This is a genomic window from Nocardia sp. NPDC056541 (assembly GCF_042794235.1).
Lineage (GTDB): Bacteria > Actinomycetota > Actinomycetes > Mycobacteriales > Mycobacteriaceae > Nocardia.
The window spans coordinates 34,925-52,914 of record NZ_JBHTUD010000023.1; the positions used below are offsets into that span (position 1 = coordinate 34,925).

The 17,990-nt window shown below is 67.7% G+C and carries 19 protein-coding genes; 10 read left to right on the forward strand and 9 right to left on the reverse strand.

Annotated elements, in window-relative coordinates; translation table 11 throughout:
• Nucleotides 1-141: 141 nt before the first annotated feature.
• Together ACFQ9R_RS30145 and ACFQ9R_RS30150 are read right to left on the reverse strand one after the other, a co-directional pair.
• Entirely contained in the window at nt 142-1,941 is a 1,800-nt protein-coding gene (locus tag ACFQ9R_RS30145) for an acetyl/propionyl/methylcrotonyl-CoA carboxylase subunit alpha (protein WP_378995405.1), read from the reverse strand.
• 188 nt (nt 1,942-2,129) lie between these two features.
• Nucleotides 2,130-3,020 (reverse strand): sulfurtransferase, encoded by an 891-nt coding sequence (locus ACFQ9R_RS30150; protein ID WP_378995498.1) that lies wholly within the window; start codon nt 3,018-3,020, stop codon nt 2,130-2,132.
• A gap of 148 nt (nt 3,021-3,168) precedes the next feature.
• Between ACFQ9R_RS30150 and ACFQ9R_RS30155 the strand changes: the two genes are divergently transcribed.
• Entirely contained in the window at nt 3,169-3,933 is a 765-nt protein-coding gene (locus ACFQ9R_RS30155) for a helix-turn-helix transcriptional regulator (protein ID WP_378995408.1), read from the forward strand.
• Here the strand turns inward: ACFQ9R_RS30155 and ACFQ9R_RS30160 are convergent.
• The 3 genes from ACFQ9R_RS30160 to ACFQ9R_RS30170 form a co-directional block, all read right to left on the reverse strand.
• Nucleotides 3,859-4,494: a nucleoside triphosphate pyrophosphatase gene (locus ACFQ9R_RS30160; protein ID WP_378662369.1), complete on the reverse strand. Its 636-nt coding sequence runs from the start codon at nt 4,492-4,494 to the stop codon at nt 3,859-3,861. The two genes, ACFQ9R_RS30155 and ACFQ9R_RS30160, sit on opposite strands and share 75 nt — an antisense overlap.
• Before the next feature lie 43 nt (nt 4,495-4,537).
• A complete protein-coding gene (locus ACFQ9R_RS30165; RefSeq protein WP_378995411.1) occupies nt 4,538-4,867 on the reverse strand; it encodes an acyl-CoA carboxylase epsilon subunit in 330 nt (109 codons plus the stop codon).
• 129 nt (nt 4,868-4,996) lie between these two features.
• Nucleotides 4,997-6,637 carry an acyl-CoA carboxylase subunit beta gene (locus ACFQ9R_RS30170; protein ID WP_378995413.1) on the reverse strand — a complete coding sequence of 547 codons (1,641 nt, stop codon included), beginning with the start codon at nt 6,635-6,637 and terminating at the stop codon, nt 4,997-4,999.
• Between the two features lie 123 nt (nt 6,638-6,760).
• Here ACFQ9R_RS30170 and ACFQ9R_RS30175 point away from each other — a divergent pair, with 123 nt between their 5' ends.
• Nucleotides 6,761-7,549 (forward strand): biotin--[acetyl-CoA-carboxylase] ligase, encoded by a 789-nt coding sequence (locus ACFQ9R_RS30175; RefSeq protein ID WP_378995416.1) that lies wholly within the window; start codon nt 6,761-6,763, stop codon nt 7,547-7,549.
• A 36-nt stretch (nt 7,550-7,585) separates the two neighbouring features.
• Here ACFQ9R_RS30175 and ACFQ9R_RS30180 read toward each other — a convergent pair whose 3' ends face one another.
• On the reverse strand, nt 7,586-8,554 hold the full coding sequence (locus tag ACFQ9R_RS30180; RefSeq protein WP_378995419.1) for an acyl-ACP desaturase: 969 nt from the start codon (nt 8,552-8,554) through the stop codon (nt 7,586-7,588).
• A 148-nt stretch (nt 8,555-8,702) separates the two neighbouring features.
• Between ACFQ9R_RS30180 and ACFQ9R_RS30185 the strand changes: the two genes are divergently transcribed.
• Genes ACFQ9R_RS30185 through ACFQ9R_RS30195 form a run of 3 tightly spaced genes read left to right on the forward strand, consistent with a single transcriptional unit; the run spans nt 8,703 to nt 11,291 of the window.
• The gene (locus ACFQ9R_RS30185) at nt 8,703-9,236 is read left to right on the forward strand and encodes a PH domain-containing protein (protein WP_378635591.1); all 534 of its coding nucleotides are present in this window, start codon (nt 8,703-8,705) and stop codon (nt 9,234-9,236) included.
• Between the two features lie 41 nt (nt 9,237-9,277).
• Nucleotides 9,278-9,976, forward strand: coding sequence for a response regulator transcription factor (locus ACFQ9R_RS30190; RefSeq protein ID WP_056818039.1), 699 nt, complete (start codon nt 9,278-9,280; stop codon nt 9,974-9,976).
• Between the two features lie 7 nt (nt 9,977-9,983).
• Entirely contained in the window at nt 9,984-11,291 is a 1,308-nt protein-coding gene (locus ACFQ9R_RS30195; protein ID WP_378995421.1) for a sensor histidine kinase, read from the forward strand.
• Nucleotide 11,292: 1 nt separating this feature from the next.
• Here ACFQ9R_RS30195 and ACFQ9R_RS30200 read toward each other — a convergent pair whose 3' ends face one another.
• Entirely contained in the window at nt 11,293-11,835 is a 543-nt protein-coding gene (locus ACFQ9R_RS30200; protein WP_378995423.1) for a GtrA family protein, read from the reverse strand.
• A 39-nt stretch (nt 11,836-11,874) separates the two neighbouring features.
• Between ACFQ9R_RS30200 and ACFQ9R_RS30205 the strand changes: the two genes are divergently transcribed.
• From ACFQ9R_RS30205 to ACFQ9R_RS30225, 5 genes are all read left to right on the forward strand, one after another.
• Entirely contained in the window at nt 11,875-13,098 is a 1,224-nt protein-coding gene (locus ACFQ9R_RS30205) for a 5-(carboxyamino)imidazole ribonucleotide synthase (protein WP_378995425.1), read from the forward strand.
• A gap of 43 nt (nt 13,099-13,141) precedes the next feature.
• Nucleotides 13,142-13,648 (forward strand): 5-(carboxyamino)imidazole ribonucleotide mutase, encoded by a 507-nt coding sequence (gene purE / locus ACFQ9R_RS30210; protein WP_378995427.1) that lies wholly within the window; start codon nt 13,142-13,144, stop codon nt 13,646-13,648.
• 57 nt (nt 13,649-13,705) lie between these two features.
• Nucleotides 13,706-14,365 carry a TetR family transcriptional regulator gene (locus tag ACFQ9R_RS30215; RefSeq protein ID WP_378995429.1) on the forward strand — a complete coding sequence of 220 codons (660 nt, stop codon included), beginning with the start codon at nt 13,706-13,708 and terminating at the stop codon, nt 14,363-14,365.
• A 170-nt stretch (nt 14,366-14,535) separates the two neighbouring features.
• Nucleotides 14,536-15,696, forward strand: a complete 1,161-nt coding sequence (locus ACFQ9R_RS30220) for an acyl-CoA dehydrogenase (protein ID WP_067447997.1) — start codon at nt 14,536-14,538, stop codon at nt 15,694-15,696.
• A gap of 143 nt (nt 15,697-15,839) precedes the next feature.
• Nucleotides 15,840-16,277 carry an SgcJ/EcaC family oxidoreductase gene (locus ACFQ9R_RS30225; RefSeq protein WP_378995431.1) on the forward strand — a complete coding sequence of 146 codons (438 nt, stop codon included), beginning with the start codon at nt 15,840-15,842 and terminating at the stop codon, nt 16,275-16,277.
• Between the two features lie 3 nt (nt 16,278-16,280).
• On the opposite strand, the gene ACFQ9R_RS30230 is transcribed toward ACFQ9R_RS30225, so the two are convergent.
• Together ACFQ9R_RS30230 and ACFQ9R_RS30235 are read right to left on the reverse strand one after the other, a co-directional pair.
• Nucleotides 16,281-16,565 (reverse strand): GNAT family N-acetyltransferase, encoded by a 285-nt coding sequence (locus ACFQ9R_RS30230; RefSeq protein WP_378995434.1) that lies wholly within the window; start codon nt 16,563-16,565, stop codon nt 16,281-16,283.
• 19 nt (nt 16,566-16,584) lie between these two features.
• Nucleotides 16,585-17,958, reverse strand: coding sequence for an FAD-binding oxidoreductase (locus tag ACFQ9R_RS30235; protein WP_378995436.1), 1,374 nt, complete (start codon nt 17,956-17,958; stop codon nt 16,585-16,587).
• Nucleotides 17,959-17,990: the final 32 nt, after the last annotated feature.

The following is a 17,990-nucleotide window of genomic DNA, read 5'->3' on the forward strand; positions in this document are numbered from 1 at the left end:
GATCTTCCGCGCCCGTTCACCGATCCGTCTCCGCGGTGCCGGACACGAATCCGTCAGCGCGGTTCCTCGCGGCCGCTCGGCGAACGACAACGGGCGCCGGTCCATGGAGACCGACGCCCGTTGTGGACAGCTAGCTGTTGTCTACTTGATCTCCGCCAGGACCGTGCCCTGGGTGATCGCCGCACCCGCCGCGACGGCGAGCCCGGTGACGACACCGGCCTTGTGCGCGTTGACCGGGTTCTCCATCTTCATGGCCTCGAGCACCACGATCAGGTCACCCGCCTCGACGGTCTGGCCCTCTTCGACCGCGACCTTCACGACGGTGCCCTGCATCGGCGCGGTGACCGCGTCACCCGACGCGGCACCGGCACCGGCGCCGCCACGCTTGCGCGCCTTCGGCTTCTTGCGCACCACACCGTTGCCCGCCGAACCGGCCGCACCGCCACCGAGGGTGAACTGACCGGGCAGCGACACCTCGACGCGACGTCCGCCGACCTCGACGACAACCTTCTGCCGGGGCAGATCGTCGTCGTCATCGTCGGACACGCCACCGGCGGTGTACGGCTCGACGGTGTTCTTCCACTCGTTCTCGATCCACTTGGTGTAGATGTCGAACTTCTCGCCGTCGCCGATGAAGGCCGGATCCTCGATGACCGCGCGGTGGAACGGGATCACCGTCGCCAGACCCTCGACCTCGAACTCGGCCAGCGCGCGGCGGGCACGCTGCAGCGCCTGCTCACGGTTCTCGCCGGTGACGATCAGCTTGGCCAGCATCGAGTCGAACTGACCGCCGATGACGCTGCCCTGGACCACACCGGAGTCGACGCGCACACCGGGGCCGGTGGGCTCGCGGTAGACGTTCACCGGGCCGGGAGCGGGCAGGAAGCCGCGACCGGCGTCCTCGCCGTTGATCCGGAACTCGAACGAGTGGCCACGCGGGGTGGGGTCTTCCTTGATCGACAGTTCCTCGCCGTTGGCGATCGCGAACTGCTGACGCACCAGGTCGATGCCCGCGGTCTCCTCGGTGACCGGGTGCTCCACCTGCAGGCGGGTGTTCACCTCGAGGAACGACACGGTCTCGCCCTGCACCAGGTACTCCACGGTGCCCGCACCGTAGTAGCCCGCCTCGCGGCAGATGCGCTTGGCCGACTCGTGGATCGCGGCGCGCACCTTGTCGGACAGGAACGGCGCGGGCGCCTCCTCGACGAGCTTCTGGAACCGGCGCTGCAGCGAGCAGTCGCGGGTACCGGCGACGACCACGTTGCCGTGCTGGTCGGCGATGACCTGGGCTTCGACGTGGCGGGCCTTGTCGAGGTACTGCTCGACGAAGCACTCGCCGCGACCGAAGGCGGCGATGGCCTCACGGGTCGCCGACTCGAACAGCTCGGGGATCTCCTCGATGGTGTGGGCGACCTTCATGCCGCGGCCACCGCCACCGAACGCGGCCTTGATGGCCACCGGGACGCCGTATTCCTTGGCGAACGCGACGACCTCGTCGGCGTTCTTGACCGGGTCCTTGGTGCCCGCGGCCATCGGCGCCTTCGCCTTCTCGGCGATGTGGCGCGCGGTGACCTTGTCACCGAGGTCGCGGATGGACTGCGGCGACGGGCCGATCCAGATCAGCCCGGCGTCGATGACGGCCTGGGCGAAGTCGGCGTTCTCGGAGAGGAAACCGTAACCGGGGTGGATCGCGTCGGCGCCGGACTTGGCCGCGGCGTCGAGGATCTTGTCGAACACGAGGTACGACTCGGCAGAGGTCTGACCGCCGAGGGCGAACGCCTCGTCGGCGAGCTTCACGAAGGGAGCGTCGGCATCGGGCTCGGCGTACACCGCGACGCTGGTGATTCCCGCGTCCTTGGCAGCCCGGATCACGCGAACCGCGATCTCGCCGCGGTTAGCTACGAGTACCTTCGTGATCCGTGCGCTGGCATGGCTGGGCACTGAGCCTCCTGTGTGCAATCTTTGGTCGCGTCGGGGAACGGGTCGCCGGTTAGGCCCCGTGCCCGGTATCGACAACTTTCGTCTCGGGCGAGTGTAGGCAGTGTGCCAACCCTGCTCGAACTCGGCTAGCCCTACTGTCGAGTAGGTCGCAGGTCACACTACGCGGCGTCCAGTGATGTGAACATGTTTCAAATGATCCGATTCGCGACACCTGGTTCGGTGCCCGTGACGATCGGTACCCGCACCGAGTTGCCCCATTCGATCCACGATCCGTCGTAATTGCGCACCGACCTGCGGCCGAGCAGGAAGGTCAGGACGAACCAGGTGTGGCTGGACCGCTCGCCCACCCCGCTGTAGACGACCAGGTCGTCGGCGGGAAGCGTGCCGTAGACCTCGTCCAGGTCGGTGCGGGAGCGGAAGCGGCCGTCGATCGTGGCGGCCTCGGTCCACGGGATGTTCACCGCCGTCGGCACGTGCCCGCCGCGCAGGGCGGCGTACTCCTGGTTGCGCGGTTTGTCCTCGAGCTCGCCGGAGTACTCCTGCGCCGAGCGCACATCGACGAGGGGTTCGCCGAGTCTGGCGAGTACGTCCTCGCGGAACGCGCGGGCGGTCGTGTCGTCGCGCGTGACCTCGGGGTAGTCGCTGGGCGTGGGGTAGGGCTGGTCGAATGTGGTGTCGCGTTCCTCGGAGATCCAGGCGTCGCGGCCGCCGTCGAGCAGGCGCACGTCCTCGTGGCCGAACAGGGTGAAGATCCAGGCGGTGTGCGCGGCCTGGGCGTTGCCGCGGTCGCCGTAGATCACGATCGTGTCGTCGCGCTCGATGCCCTTGGCGCGCATCAGCTCGGTGAAGCGCTTGCCGTCGACATAATCGCGGGTCACCGGGTCGCTCAGGTCGCCGCGCCAGTCGATCTTGACCGCGCCTGGGACATGGCCGATGTCATAGAGCAGGATGTCATCGTTGGACTCGATGATTCGTAAACCACGCACGCCGATGTTTGCGGACAGCCATTCTGTGGTTACCAATCGATGCGGGACTGCGTAGGAACCGAAGGCGGGGTGCGGATCCGGGGCGACGGGCACGGTGTGGTCCTTCACGCGAGTTGGGTGGGTGCGACCACTGTGTGGTCGCAGCCGATGGTAAGTGTGTGGTGGCACATCACGAATCGACACAATGGGCGAATAAAGCGCACGGATGTCCGATAAAGTCTCTGGAGAGGAGGGGTGAGCTATGTCCGATTCTTGGCCGCGACGGCGACTGCTCGCGATCCTACGTGGCGCCACCGAGCCCCTCGATGCCCAGGAACTGGCCCGCATCACCGGACAGCACGTCACCACCGTCCGATTCCACCTCGACGTCCTCACCCGCGAATCGCTGGTTCGCCAGTTCCAGCAACCGCCACGCGGCCGCGGCCGACCGCGCATCGGCTATCGCGCGGTGCAGCGCTCGGTGGGATATCAGGAGCTCGCGCAGGTACTGGCAGACCATCTCGGCCCCGATCCGATCGCCCGTTCCGCCGCCGCCGTGGCCGCTGGTCGCGCCTGGGGTGCCCGGATGGACATCGGCACCCAGCCGGTGGAAACCCTCGCCGACGCCAGGGACATCACCATGTCGCTGATGTCGGAGCTCGGGTTCGCACCCGAGAAGGAACCCGCCGGTGAGACCTCCGAGCACGTCCAGATCAACCTGACGGCCTGCCCGCTGCGGGAACTGGCCCGCTCACACGCCGAAGTGGTGTGTGGCGTGCACATGGGGCTCATGCGGGAGGTGCTCGAACGCAACGGCGCCCGCGGCCGGGTGGACGTGCAGCTGCACCCCTTCGTCGAGCCCGAGCTGTGCACGGCCCGGCTCGATCTGACGATGACCGCGCCCGACCGCACCCCGGCCGTGGAGCCGGGGGATGAGCACGTGATCGCGCCGTCAGTCCCGCGGATCCCGCCACAGTTGCGTGACACCGACACCGACGTCTTCGAGCAGCCGGCGCAACAGCGGTAGTCCGATCCCGATGACGCTGGACGGATCGCCTTCGATCCGGTCGACGAACCAGCCGCCCAGCCCGTCCAGGGTGAACGCCCCCGCGACCTTCAGCGGCTCGCCCGACGCGATATAGGTATCGAGCTCATCCGGTGTCGGCTTCGCGAAATGCACCGTGGTACTGCTGCATTCGGCCGACTCGGCGACGATTTCGCCGTCGCGCAGCCGCAGCACGCAGTGCCCGGTGATCAGATCCGCGCTGCGGCCCGCCATCGTGGCCCAGCGCTCGCGCGCCACCTCCGGGGTGTGCGGTTTGCCTTGGAGCTGCCCGTCGACGAGCAGCATCGAATCGCAGCCGACGACGACACAGTCGGCACCGAATTCGGGAATCGACGCGGCGACGTCGGCCGCCTTGGCACGAGCCAGGGCGACGACGACATCGTGCGAGGAGGTACCGGCGGGCAGAGCCGCCGACACCGCGTCCTCGTCTACGCCCGAGACCCGCACCACGGGATCGATACCAGCGGTGCGCAGGATCCCGAGCCGGGCAGGCGACGCCGACGCCAGCACCAGCCTGGTCACCGCAGCAGCGGCTCCGGTGACCGCCGCACCAGCTTCGGTCACCTCAGCGCAGGTGCGACAGCATCGGGTACACGTACGGCGAGAACGGGTTCGTGCCCCGATGCATCATCGTCGATGTGCCCCATGCGTCGGCCGGTCCGTTCGATCCGCCGACGGGTGCGTCGGCCGTCGCCGCGCTCAGGACGGCGACCAGAGCCGCGATGTCCTGATCGGTGGGCGAGCCCTTGAGAATGCGGAACAGTGGTTCGCCCGCGGCGTCGACGGTGGCCTGCGCCACCGTGCCCGCCGGCAGGTCGACCTCTTCGACGAGTGGTTCGACGACGAGCTCGAGCTCGGCGACTGTCAACACGTCTTCTTCTGCCACAGTTGTCACAGTGCCAGATCCTTCCTGCACTTACTTCGCTTCACAGCGCGGTTGACGCGATCATTCCCGGTGTGGCCGCGCCGATCAATAGTTGTCTTCCACAACAAGTGTGCGCGGCCTATCCGGGATATCGCGTTTTCAGAGCGGAATGTTGCCGTGTTTCTTCGGCGGCATGGTCACCATTTTGCGCTCGAGGAGCCGCAGCGCCGACACGATCTGGCCACGGGTGTGTGAGGGCGGGATGACCGCGTCCACGTAGCCGCGCTCGGCGGCGACGTACGGGTTCACGAGAGTGTCCTCGTACTCGTTCTGCAGCTCGAGGCGCAGCGCATCGACGTCGTCGCCGTTCTTGGCGGCTTCGAGCAGCTGCTTGCGGTAGACGAATCCGACAGCGCCGGAGGCGCCCATCACGGCGATCTGGGCGGTGGGCCATGCCAGGTTCACATCGGCGCCCATGTGCTTGGAACCCATGACGTCGTAGGCGCCGCCGTAGGCCTTGCGAGTGATGATCGTGATCTTGCCCACAGTGGCCTCGCCGTAGGCGTAGAGCAGCTTCGCACCGCGGCGGATGATGCCGTTGTATTCCTGGCCCGTGCCGGGCAGGAAGCCGGGCACGTCCACCAGGGTGATGATCGGGATGTTGAAGGCGTCGCAGGTGCGCACGAAGCGCGCGGCCTTCTCCGAGGCGTCGATGTCGAGGCAGCCGGCGAACTGGGTCGGCTGGTTGGCGACGATGCCGACGCTGCGCCCGTCCACCCGGCCGAAGCCGCAGATGATGTTCATCGCGCGCTCGGCCTGGACCTCGAGGAACTCGTCGTCGTCGAGCAGCCGGCGGATGACCTCGTGCATGTCGTAGGGCTGGTTCGGCGAGTCCGGGATGATCGTGTCGAGCTCGATGTCCTCGTCGGTGAGGGCATCCTCGATCGCACCGTTGATCGGGTCGGTCGGAGCGTGGCGCGGGGCCTCTGCGCGGTTGTTGCTCGGCAGGTAGCTCAGCAGGTCCTTGACGTAGTCGAGGGCATCCTGCTCACCGGAGGCCACGTAGTGGGCCACACCGGACTTCACCATGTGGGTGTGCGCGCCACCCAGGTCCTCCATCGAGACCTCTTCACCGGTGACGGTCTTGATCACGTCGGGCCCGGTGACGAACATCTGCGAGGTCTGATCGACCATCACCACGAAGTCGGTGAGCGCGGGGGAGTACACGTGACCACCGGCGGCGGCGCCCATGATCAGCGAGATCTGCGGGATCACGCCGGAGGCCTGCACGTTGCGGTGGAAGATCTCGCCGTAGAGCCCGAGGGAGACGACACCCTCCTGGATACGCGCGCCCGCGCCCTCGTTGATGCCGACCAGCGGACGGCCGGTCTTGATCGCCAGGTCCATCACCTTGACGATCTTCTCGCCGTACACCTCGCCGAGCGAGCCACCGAACACGGTGACGTCCTGCGAGAAGATGCACACGTCGCGGCCGTCGATGGTGCCGTAGCCGGTGACGACGCCGTCACCGAGCGGGCGGTTGTGCTCCAGGCCGAAATTCACGCTGCGGTGCTTGGCGAGGGCATCGAGTTCGACGAAGGAGCCTTCGTCGACCAGGGCGAGGATGCGCTCACGCGCGGTCATCTTGCCCTTGGCGTGCACCTTGTCGACCGCGGTCTCACCCATCGGGTGTTGCGCTTCTTCCAGCCGATTCCGCAGATCAGCCAGCTTCCCGGCGGTGGTGTGGATATCGGGGGCGCCCGCCGATTCCGATGCGGGCTGCTGCTGGACACTCGTCATGGGTTGCGAGTGTAACGAGTGACACCTCCGCGCACCACGGCAGTCTCGCTTACCGGCCAGTAGAGAAACCCCAGCTAGCTATGGTCATGACCGTTCACAGAGAACTCCAGTAACCTGCCGGGAATGAACAGGGCACCCATCGATGTACGGGGTCTGCGCAGCTCGCCGGGCCTGTCGTTCTACGACCGGATCGATGTAGTCGAATCGACCGGATCGACCAACGCCGACCTGGTTGCTCGCGCCGCCGACCCGTCCGCCGATCGTCAGGCTCTGCTCGCCGAGGAACAGGTGAGCGGTCGCGGCAGACATGCCCGCGCGTGGGTGAGTCCGCCCCGCGCGCAGATCTCGCTGTCGATCCTGGTGCGCCTGCCCGGCATCGACCCCGCCGCGCTCGGCTGGTTGCCGTTGCTCACCGGCATCGCGGTGGTCGACGCGCTGCGTGGCACCGCCGGTGTCGCACCGGAATTGAAGTGGCCCAACGATGTTCTGCTCGACGGCCGCAAACTCGCGGGCATCCTGGCCGAGGTCGCCGCGACCGGCATCGCACCCGCGGTGGTGGTCGGCATCGGGATGAACGTCGACCTCGCCGAATCGGAACTGCCTGTCGCCCATGCGACTTCGCTGAGCTTGGCCGGTGCGACCGACGTCGACCGCACCGCGCTGGTCGCGGCGATCCTGGCGGAGTTCTCGCGCCGCTTCACCGCGTGGGAGCGGTCGGGCTGGGCCACCGTCGATCTGGTGGCCGAATACCGTGAGCGATGCGCCACCATCGGCATGGAAGTGCGTGCCGAACTGCCCGGCGGGACGGTGCTCACCGGGGTGGCGAGCGATGTCGACGACACCGGGCGGCTGCTCATCGGTGAGCGGGCGGTATCGGCCGGCGACGTTTCCCACCTGCGCGGACAGTACTGACGACGGGCCCGGAGCCGGGCCCGTCGCCGAGACGGATCAGTGTGCGGCCGCACCCGCGGTCGCGCGCTCGGCCACCTCGCGCTCGCGCGCCAGCAGCCGGTCGCGCTGCTCCTCGAACCGCAGCACGTCCTTCTCCAGCTTGTCGATGAACAGCGCGAGTTCATCGCGCGCTGTCTCACCGCGCGCACCGAAGTCGTTGCGGTCGAAGACGTTCCACTGCTTGAGCACCGGCCGCACCACCTCGTCGAGGTGCTGGCGCAGGTCGTAGATCCCGTGCTTGGCCATCAGCACGCCGTTGCGCCGCCAGTTGGGCATGCCCGCGCCCGGCATCTGGAAATTGGTGAGCACCTTGGTGATCGCGGGCATCGCCTGGTCGGGGGCCAGGTCGAGCGCCGCCGCGCACAGGTTGCGGTAGAAGATCATGTGCAGGTTCTCGTCGGTGGCGACGCGGGCCAGCATCTTGTCGGCGATCGGGTCGTCGCAGACCCGACCGGTATTGCGGTGGCTCACCCGGGTGGCCAGCTCCTGGAACGTCACATACGCGACGTTGACCAGGAATCCACCCCAGTTCGCCGGTGCGTGCGCGCCCTGGGTCATGTGGACCATCCGCGCTTCCTCCAGCGCCACCGGGTCGACGCCGCGGGTGACGACGAGGTAGTCGCGGATCACGATGCCGTGGCGGTTCTCCTCGGCGGTCCAGCGGCCCACCCAGGTGCCCCACGCGCCGTCGAGGGAGAAGTTCTCGGCGATCTCACGGTGGTAGGACGGCAGGTTGTCCTCGGTGAGCAGATTGGTGATCATCGCCGCCTTGGCGACATCGGTGAGCCTGGATTGTGATGGCTCCCAATCGCTTCCGCCCATCGCGGCGAAATTGCGGCCTTCCTCCCACGGCACGTAATCGTGCGGATTCCAGTCCTTGGCGATGGAAAGGTGCCGGTTGAGGTTCTGTTCGGCCACTGGTTCGAGGGCCGTGAGGATTTCGAGCTGAGTCAGATCTTCGGTCACGCGTGCCTCCACTGTCGGTATCGAGCAAGCAGATAAGGGCAAAACCTGGCATCTAGCGTGTAATCCACAGTATCGCCTCGGCCGTGGCATCGAGAAATGCGGTGCGACTGTCGCAGAACCCGACGTCCCAGCGCGGTACTGTTCGGTCATGGGTTACCCGGAGGATGTCCTCGCGCCCGACGAGCAGTTGATCCTGCACCGCCACCCACACTGGAAGATGTTGGTGTGGCCCATCGTCACTCTCATCGTCGTGACCGCGATCGCCGGATTCCTCGGCGGCCTGGCCTGGCGCAACACCACCGGTCACGTGCGCACGGTGTTGCTGATCCTGATCGGGCTGGCCTGGCTCGGGCTGGTCGCGTGGCGGGTCGTCGCGCGCGTGATCGCCTGGAAGTCGACGCATTTCATCGTCACCGGTCGGCGGGTGCTGGTGCGCCAGGGCGTGCTCACCCATACCGGCATCGATATCCCGCTCAGCCGGATCTCCAGTGTGCAGTTCCGCCACGGTCTGCTCGACCGGGCGCTCGGCACCGGCACCCTGATCATCGGCTCCTCCTCGGAGGAGCCGCTCGAGTACGACGACGTGCCCCAGGTCCAGCAGGTCCATTCGCTGCTCTACCACCAGGTCTTCGAGGCGGGACGGTCCGCCAACGAGCAGCACTGGGGCGGCGGCTACCGGTGAGCTGCCCGTCCTCGCTGATCAGAAACATTTAACCTGTGCAGATGACCGCTGTTCTGCTGGCCGAAGACGACGAGGCGATCGCCGCACCCCTGTCGCGTGCACTGGGGCGTGAGGGCTACACCGTCACCGTCGAACGCTTCGGCCCGGCGGTGTTGCGCCGCGCCCTCGAGGGCAACCACGACCTGCTGATCCTCGATCTGGGCCTGCCCGGCATGGACGGGCTGGAGGTGTGTCGGCAGGTGCGTGCGAGCGGGGCCGATCTGGCCGTGCTGATGCTCACCGCCCGCACCGACGAGGTCGACTTCGTCGTCGGCCTCGACGCGGGCGCCGACGACTACGTGGGCAAACCGTTCCGGCTGGCCGAACTCCTCGCCCGCGTGCGAGCCCTGTTGCGGCGCAGCGGAATCGGGGACGACGCGGTGGAGGTCGGCGCGATCCGGCTCGAACCCGCGGCGCGGCGGGTGCTGGTCAACGGGGCCGAGGTGAACCTGGCCAACAAGGAGTACGAGCTGCTCAAGGTCCTCATCGACCGGGCGGGCCAGGTGGTGGCGCGCGAGACCATCCTGCGCGAGGTCTGGGGCGACGCCGACCTGCGCGGCTCCAAGACGCTCGACATGCACATGTCCTGGTTGCGTCGCAAGATCGGCGACGAGGGCCCGATGGCGGAGCGTCGCATCGTCACCGTGCGCGGTGTGGGGTTCCGGCTCAATACCGACGGCCCCACCTCGCACCGAGGCTGACGCCGCAGTGCGCCGTCGCATCCTGCGCTCGATCCTGACCGTGCTGACCATCACCACGGTGGTGCTCGGCGTGCCGCTGATCTACACCGCGTGGCTGTGGGTCGAAGACATCACCCGCAACGATCTGCAGAGTCGCCTCGACCGGATCTCGACCGAGGTGATCGCCCAGGAACGGGTCGACGGGACCGTCCACGACGGTCTCGACGTGCGCGCCATGAGCGCGCTGGTCCCCGAGGGCGGCAAGCTCACCATCGTCTATCCGGCCCCGCACGACAATGCCGCGCGCACCGATATCGGCGTCGCGGAGGTGGCGGATCCGCTGGTCGAATCGCTGTCGATGGGCACGTCCGGTTCGCTGCGGCTCGAGGTGCCCGCCGGGCCGATGCATTCCCGGCAGGAGCAGGCGGTCGCCGCGGTGGCGCTGGCCGTGCTCGCCTCGCTGGGTGCGGCGTTCTCGGTCGCGGTGGTGACCGCGCGCCGCGTCGCCGACCCGCTGCGCGATGTGGCCGCCAGGGCGGCCCGGCTGGCGATGGGTGACTTCCGGCCCGATCCGCGCCGACATGGCATCGCCGAACTGGACCGGGTCTCCGATGTGCTCGATTCGGCGACCGTCGAGATCGCCGGCCGCCTGCAACGCGAGCACGCGCTGGTGGCCGACGTTTCCCACCAGCTACGCAGCCGCCTGACCGCCGTTCGCCTGCGCCTGGACGAGTTGTCCACCCACGCCGACCCCGAGGTGGTGCACGAGGCCGAGGAGGCGATGGCGCAGGTCGACCGGCTCACCGACGCCATCGACGACCTGGTCCGCGCCTCCCGCGACGAAGACGCCACCGACCGCGATCCGGTGCCGGTGATGGCGGAACTGCGCGGTGTGGTCACCGAGTGGACCCACCCGTTCCACGAGACCGGGCGCGAACTGCTGCTGCTCGGCGACGAGTCCCTCCAGGCCCCGATCACCGGTTCGCGGCTGCGCGAGGCGGTCGCGGTGCTGGTCGACAATGCGCTGATGCACGGCGGCGGCACCTGCACGATCTCGGTGCGCACGGTCCCGACGATGAGCTCTCGCGACCCGCTGATCTGCGTGGAGGTGTCCGACGAGGGCGAGGGTGTGCGCGACGAACTGGCGCCGCACATCTTCGATCGTGGGTTCTCCGCGGGCGGGTCGACCGGTGTCGGTCTCGCGCTGGCCCGCGCGCTGGTCGAGGCCGACGGCGGTCGGCTCGAGCTGCAGCGGCGCCGTCCGGCCCTGTTCGCGGTGTTCCTGGGTTCCAAGCTCAACCGCCCGCAGAACGCGACCCTGACCGAGCCGCGCTGACTCAGGCTCGGCCGAGGTGCTCTTCTTCGACCAGTTCCTCGAACTCGGCCACGATCTCGTCGATCTCGTCGGGGAACACCCAGCGCCGCATCGCCCAGAAACGGAACGCCATCTGCAGCAGGTTGCCGATGATGAACGCGCTGAAGAAATCGGCCACGTTCGCGACGACGAAGCTCACATGGGGTTCGCGCAGATCGAGCCCGTAGATCGAGATCCACAGCGGGATATTGGCCAGGACCACCCCGATCCCGCTCACCGCGAAGAACAGCAGCGCCTCGTGATGCTTCTCCCGGCCGCCCCGATTCTTGAACGACCATTCTCGGTTGAGGATGTAGGAAGCGATCACCGCCACCACGCCCGAGATGATCTTGGCGGTGAGCGGCTTGTCGGCGAGAATCGTCCATTTCAGGAGGTAGTACAGGCCGCTGTCGATCACGAACGTCGTGGCGCCGACGAGGGCGAATTTGATCAGCTCTTTATGCCTGATCGCGATTTCTCGCAGGCGCGGGGGAAGGACGCTGACCACGTCGTCGACGATTGACACGAGTTCTGAGTGTACCGGTCGCAAACATTCGCATTCGACATGACAACATTGCACGACGTGAGTGCACGTTCATTCGATCCGTCAGCCATGCCCACCGTCACGATGGTCGGTGGGGGTCAGCTCGCGCGTATGACGCACCAGGCCGCGGTAGCCCTGGGCCAGCGTCTACGGGTGCTCGCCGAGCGGCCGGACGACCCCGCCGCCCAGGTCACCCCCGACGTCGTGCTCGGCAGCCACGACGACCTGTCCGCGCTGCGAAAGGCAGCGCGCGGTTCGCACGCGCTCACCTTCGATCACGAGCACGTGCCGACCGAGCACCTCGACGTGCTGGTCGCCGAGGGCGTGAACGTGGCGCCGCCGCCGCAGGCGCTGATCTTCGCCCAGGACAAGCTGGCCATGCGCACGAAGCTGTCCGCGCTGGGTCTGCCGGTTCCGGCGTTCGTCGAGGTCGCCGCGCCCGCGGACGCGGTGGCCTTCGGTGACGAGCACGGCTGGCCGTTCGTGCTGAAGGCCGTGCGCGGCGGGTACGACGGTCGTGGCGTGTGGATGCCCGCCGACGCGGCCGAGGCCACCCGGTTGGTCACCGACCAGCTCGCGCACGGTGTGCAGTTGCTGGCCGAGTCGAAGGTCTCGTTGAAGCGGGAACTGTCGGCGATGGTCGCGCGGTCGCCGTTCGGGCAGGCCGCGACCTGGCCGGTCGTGGAGACCGTGCAGCGCAACGGTCAGTGCGCCGTGGTGATCGCCCCCGCCCAGGATCTGGACGAGGACCTCGCCGCGCGCGCCGAGACCATGGCGCTCGAGCTCGCCGCGGGTCTGGGTGTGGTGGGCGTCATGGCCGTCGAGCTGTTCGAGACCCACGACGGCGAGCTCCTGGTGAACGAGCTCGCGATGCGCCCGCACAACTCGGGCCACTGGGGCATGGACGGTGCCTGCACCGGCCAGTTCGAGCAGCACCTGCGCGCGGTCCTGGACTACCCGCTCGGTGATACGACGCCGCTCGCCCCGGTGACGGTGATGGCGAACATCCTCGGTGCGGCCGAGGCTCCCGAGATGTCGATGGACGAGCGCCTGCACCACCTGTTCGCCCGCCTGCCAGAGGCCAAGGTGCACCTCTACGGCAAGGGCGAACGGCCCGACCGCAAGATCGGTCACCTCAACGTCCTCGGTGACGACGCCATCGAGGTCCGGGAAAAGGCCGAGCGGGCGGCGCACTGGATGTCGCATGCCGTCTGGACCGACGGCTGGGACCCGCACGGCGCGTGACACCACTTCTGCCACCACAGTTTTCGACCCCTAAGGAACCCACGTGAGCACCAACGGACCCCAGGTCGGCCTGATCATGGGCAGCGACTCCGACTGGCCCACCATGGAAGCCGCCGCCGAGGCCCTCGCCGAATTCGGCATCCGCTTCGAAGTAGGCGTCGTCTCCGCCCACCGCACCCCCCAGCGCATGCTCGACTACGCCCGTGAGGCCGCGGGCCGCGGCCTGAAGGTGATCATCGCGGGCGCGGGCGGCGCCGCCCACCTCCCCGGCATGGTCGCCTCGGCCACCCCCCTCCCCGTCATCGGCGTCCCCGTCCCCCTGAAATTTCTCGACGGCATGGACTCCCTCCTCTCCATCGTCCAAATGCCCGCAGGAGTCCCGGTAGCCACCGTCTCCATCGGCGGCGCCCGCAACGCAGGCCTGCTCGCAGCCCGCATCCTCGGCACCTCCGACGACTCCCTGCGCACCCGCATGGAACAGTTCCAGGCCGGCCTCGAGAAAATGGTCCTCGACAAAGACGAAGCCCTGCGCACCAAGCTCCTGGGCTGACGAGGTTCGTCGACGTCGGGTGAGGCGCTTGCGGAGCAGTGACTACGGTTGACGTCCGTGGCACACGATGATGCGGCGCAGTTTCGGCTTACGGTGGTTGATCAGGCGTTGCGGTTGTTCGCCGAGCGGGGGTACGAGGCGACGACGGTGGATGAGATCGCGGTGGCGGCGGGGATCTCGCGGCGGACCTTCTTTCGGCAGTTCCGGTCCAAAGAGGATGTGATCTTCGCTGATCACGAGTTCCAGCTGGCCTCGGCGCAGGAATTCCTGGAAGGGGTCGACGGGGATCCGTGGGAAGCGGTGTGCGAGGCCGTGATCGGGGTGTTCGAGCGGTTCACGCAGTGGCGCGACATCGCGGCGCGGCGGTATCAGGTGGTGCGGCGGGTGCCCGCGTTGCGTGAGCGCGAGATCGTGACGGTGTTCCGGTACGAGCGGCTGTTCACCGAGTTCCTGCGCGGCCGGTTGCCGGATGTGCCCGATCTGGTCCGGGTGCAGTACACGGCCGCCGTCACCGCCACGCACAACTACTTGCTGCGGCGGATGGTGCGCGGCGAATCGGGGGCGGCGGTCGCCGATCTGCGCACTGAACTGGCCATGATCCCGCGCGGGCGCAGGGCGCCGAGCGAGTCCGACGACCTGGTGCTCGCCGTGTTCCCCCGCGACATGCCGCCACGCAAGGTGGCCGATCTACTCACCGCGCGCCTCGGTAACCTGTGAGCGCCACCCCGAGCCGAAGCGCTCAGCGGTGACACTGAGTGCCACCCATATATCCGCATGTAGCGATAGAGTGTCGCGCGTATAATCCTCGGTAGATTGGCACTGCGTGCCGACGCCACACGCGCTGTGAGACCGCAGCGATCACGACCACGACCAGGAGTGTGCCCCCGATGGCTGGTAACCCCGACTTCGATCTGTTCAAGCTCGAGGACTTCCACGACGAGCTGCGCGGCGCCATCCGCGGCCTCGCCGAGAAGGAAATCGCTCCTTACGCCAAGGACGTCGACGGCAACGCCCGCTTCCCGGAGGAGGCGCTCACCGCGCTGAACGCCGCGGGCTTCAACGCCGTGCACGTGCCGGAGGCCTACGGCGGCCAGGGTGCCGACTCGGTCGCCACTTGTATCGTGATCGAGGAAGTCGCCCGCGTCTGTGGCTCGTCCTCGCTGATCCCCGCCGTGAACAAGCTCGGCACCATGGGCCTGATTCTCAACGGCTCCGAAGAGCTCAAGACCAAGGTCCTGGCCGACATCGTCAACGGCGAGATGGCTTCCTACGCGCTGTCCGAGCGTGAGGCCGGTTCCGATGCCGCCGCGATGCGCACCCGCGCCAAGGCCGACGGCGACGACTGGATCCTCAACGGCTCCAAGTGCTGGATCACCAACGGCGGCAAGTCCTCCTGGTACACCGTGATGGCGGTGACCGACGCCGACAAGGGTGCCAACGGCATCTCCTCGTTCCTGGTCCACAAGGACGACGAGGGCTTCGTGGTCGGCCCGCTCGAGCACAAGCTGGGCATCAAGGGTTCGCCGACCGCCGAGCTGTACTTCGAGAACTGCCGCATCCCCGGCGACCGCATCGTCGGCGAGCCCGGCACCGGTTTCAAGACCGCGCTGCAGACCCTCGACCACACCCGCCCGACCATCGGCGCGCAGGCCGTCGGCCTGGCCCAGGGCGCGCTCGACGCCGCGATCGCCTACACCAAGGATCGCAAGCAGTTCGGCAAGACCATCGCCAGCTTCCAGAACACCGAGTTCATGCTGGCCGACATGGCCATGAAGATCGAGGCCGCCCGCCTGATGGTCTACACCTCGGCCGCCCGCGCCGAGCGTGGCGAGAAGAACCTCGGCTTCATCTCCGCCGCCGCCAAGTGCTTCGCCTCGGACGTGGCCATGGAGGTCACCACCAACGCCGTCCAGCTCTTCGGTGGCGCCGGCTACACCACCGACTTCCCGGTCGAGCGCATGATGCGCGACGCGAAGATCACCCAGATCTACGAGGGCACCAACCAGATCCAGCGTCTGGTGATGGCTCGTAACCTGCTCAAGGGCTGATTCCCCGCACCGACCGGGTGTTCCACATCGCCTACTCTTCCTCGTACAGGCCGTTTGCGAGGAGTAGGCCGGAGCACCCGGTCGATTGCTGTGTGGGCACGCGGATTCGGGCCGCCGGCAGAGGGCGTACGTATGTTGGGACGATGACTGTTGATGCACCTGGCGCGCGCCCGAAGGCTGCCGTAGCCGTCCAGGATCAGGACGTCGCACTAGCCGCGATCACCGGCGTGTTCGGAACTCTCGAAGCCGCACTCGCGGCAAAAGACGCAGACGCCTTCGACAGCGTCTTCACCGCCGATGTGGCTTTCATCAATCCGGCGGGCTCTGTCTTTCTGGGCTGGGATGAACTGCATGCGTATCACCGGACCGCACTGCGGAACAGCCCGGACGCCGAAGCGAATTACACGATTCTCGCCGTGCGCTTCCTTTCCGGTGGGCACGCGATCGTCACTGTCGAGCAGACACTACGCACCCCGAGTTTCTCGGTAACCAACCGCGGCACATGGGTTTTCACCGAACACAACGACACCTGGTGGGTCAGTTCGGTACACAACACGAATGTGGCGGGCAGTGCCGGATAGCTGTTACGGGACGAGGTCGGCGTATTCGGGATGTTCGGCGATGTATTTTTCGACGTACCAGCAGGTGGGGATGATCTGGTAGCCGTGTTCGCGGGAGTCGTCGAGCCCGTATTTCACGACTTCGGCCGCTACTCCTCGGCCCCGGAACTCCGGAAACGTCATGGTGTGGTGGAAGTCGCGAACCCTGGGGTCTTCGCGTTCGGCGTAGTCGGCGTATCCCGCGAGGACATCGTCGTGGTAGATCTCGTAACGGGTGTCGGCGACGTTGTGCTCGAGCCTGGTGGTCATGCCTCGGATGCTAACCCGGTCAGAGGACCGCGCCGGGGTTGAGGATGCCTTCGGGGTCGAGTGCGTCCTTGATGCGGCGGGTCAGGGCCATGACGTCGGGGCCGACCTGGTCGGGCAGCCAGGCCTTTTTCAAGCGGCCGACGCCGTGTTCGCCGGTGATGGTGCCGCCGAGGGCGATGGCCAGGTCCATGATCTCGCCGAAGGCGCGGTGGGCGCGTGCGGTGTTGTCGGGGTCGGTGGGGTCGTGCACGATCAGCGGGTGGGTGTTGCCGTCGCCCGCGTGCGCGATGAGCGAGACGAGCACGTCGTTGCGTTCGCCGATGGCGGTGACGCCGGCGATCAGGTCGCCGAGCCGGGGCAACGGCACGCCGACGTCTTCGAGCAGCAGCGGCCCGATCTTCTCCACGGCGGGAATCGCGAAGCGTCGTGCGGCGGTGAAGGCCTCACCTTCGGTGGCATCGGCGGTATGGAAAACCTCCGTCGCGCCGGCCTTCTCGCACAGGCCCACCATCACTTGCGCTTCGTGCGCGGCGAATTCGCCGGGGGCGTCGGAGCGGGCGACCAGCAGCGCGGCGGCGGTGCGGTCCAACCCCATCCGCATCTCGTCCTCGACGGCGTTGATCGCGACGGTGTCCATGAATTCGAGCATGGCCGGGCGCAGGGTCGAGGTGATCGCCAGGATCGCGTCGGTCGCCGCGGTGAGCGAGCCGAAACTGGCCACGACGGTCGACTGCGGGGGCTGTGCGGGCAGCAGGCGCAGGGTGAGTTCGGTGATCACGCCGAGCGTGCCCTCGCTCCCGACGAACAGTTTCGTCAGCGACAACCCGGCCGAGTCCTTGAGTCGCGGCCCGCCGAGCCGCACCACGGTCCCGTCGGCCAGCACCACTTCCATGCCGAGCACATAGTCGGTGGTCACGCCGTACTTCACACAGCACAGCCCGCCCGCGTTGGTCGCCGCGTTGCCGCCGATCGAGCAGATCTCGAACGAGGACGGGTCCGGTGGATACCACAGCCCCTCCGCGGCGACAGCCCGTTTCACCTCGGCGTTGAGCAGTCCGGGTTGCGCCACCGCGATCCGGGTCACCGCGTCGACGCTGATCTCCCGCATCAGCTCGGTGCTGAGCACGATTCCGCCGTCCACCGCGGTCGCCCCACCGGACAGGCCGGTCCCGGCCCCGCGCGGCACCACCGGGACCTTGTTCGCGTGCGCCCACCGCAGCGTGGCGGCGACATCGGCGGTACCGCGCGCCCGCACCACCGCCAGCGGCGTGCCGGCGTCGGGATCGCGCGCCCAGTCCTGTCGGTAGCCCGCCAGCAGATCGGGGTCGATGACGACCGCCCCGTCCGGCAACGCCGAAATCAACGAATCGAGGTCACCGCTGCGCTCGTCCACCTGTTCACGCTAACCCGCGCACCCCGTCCGTC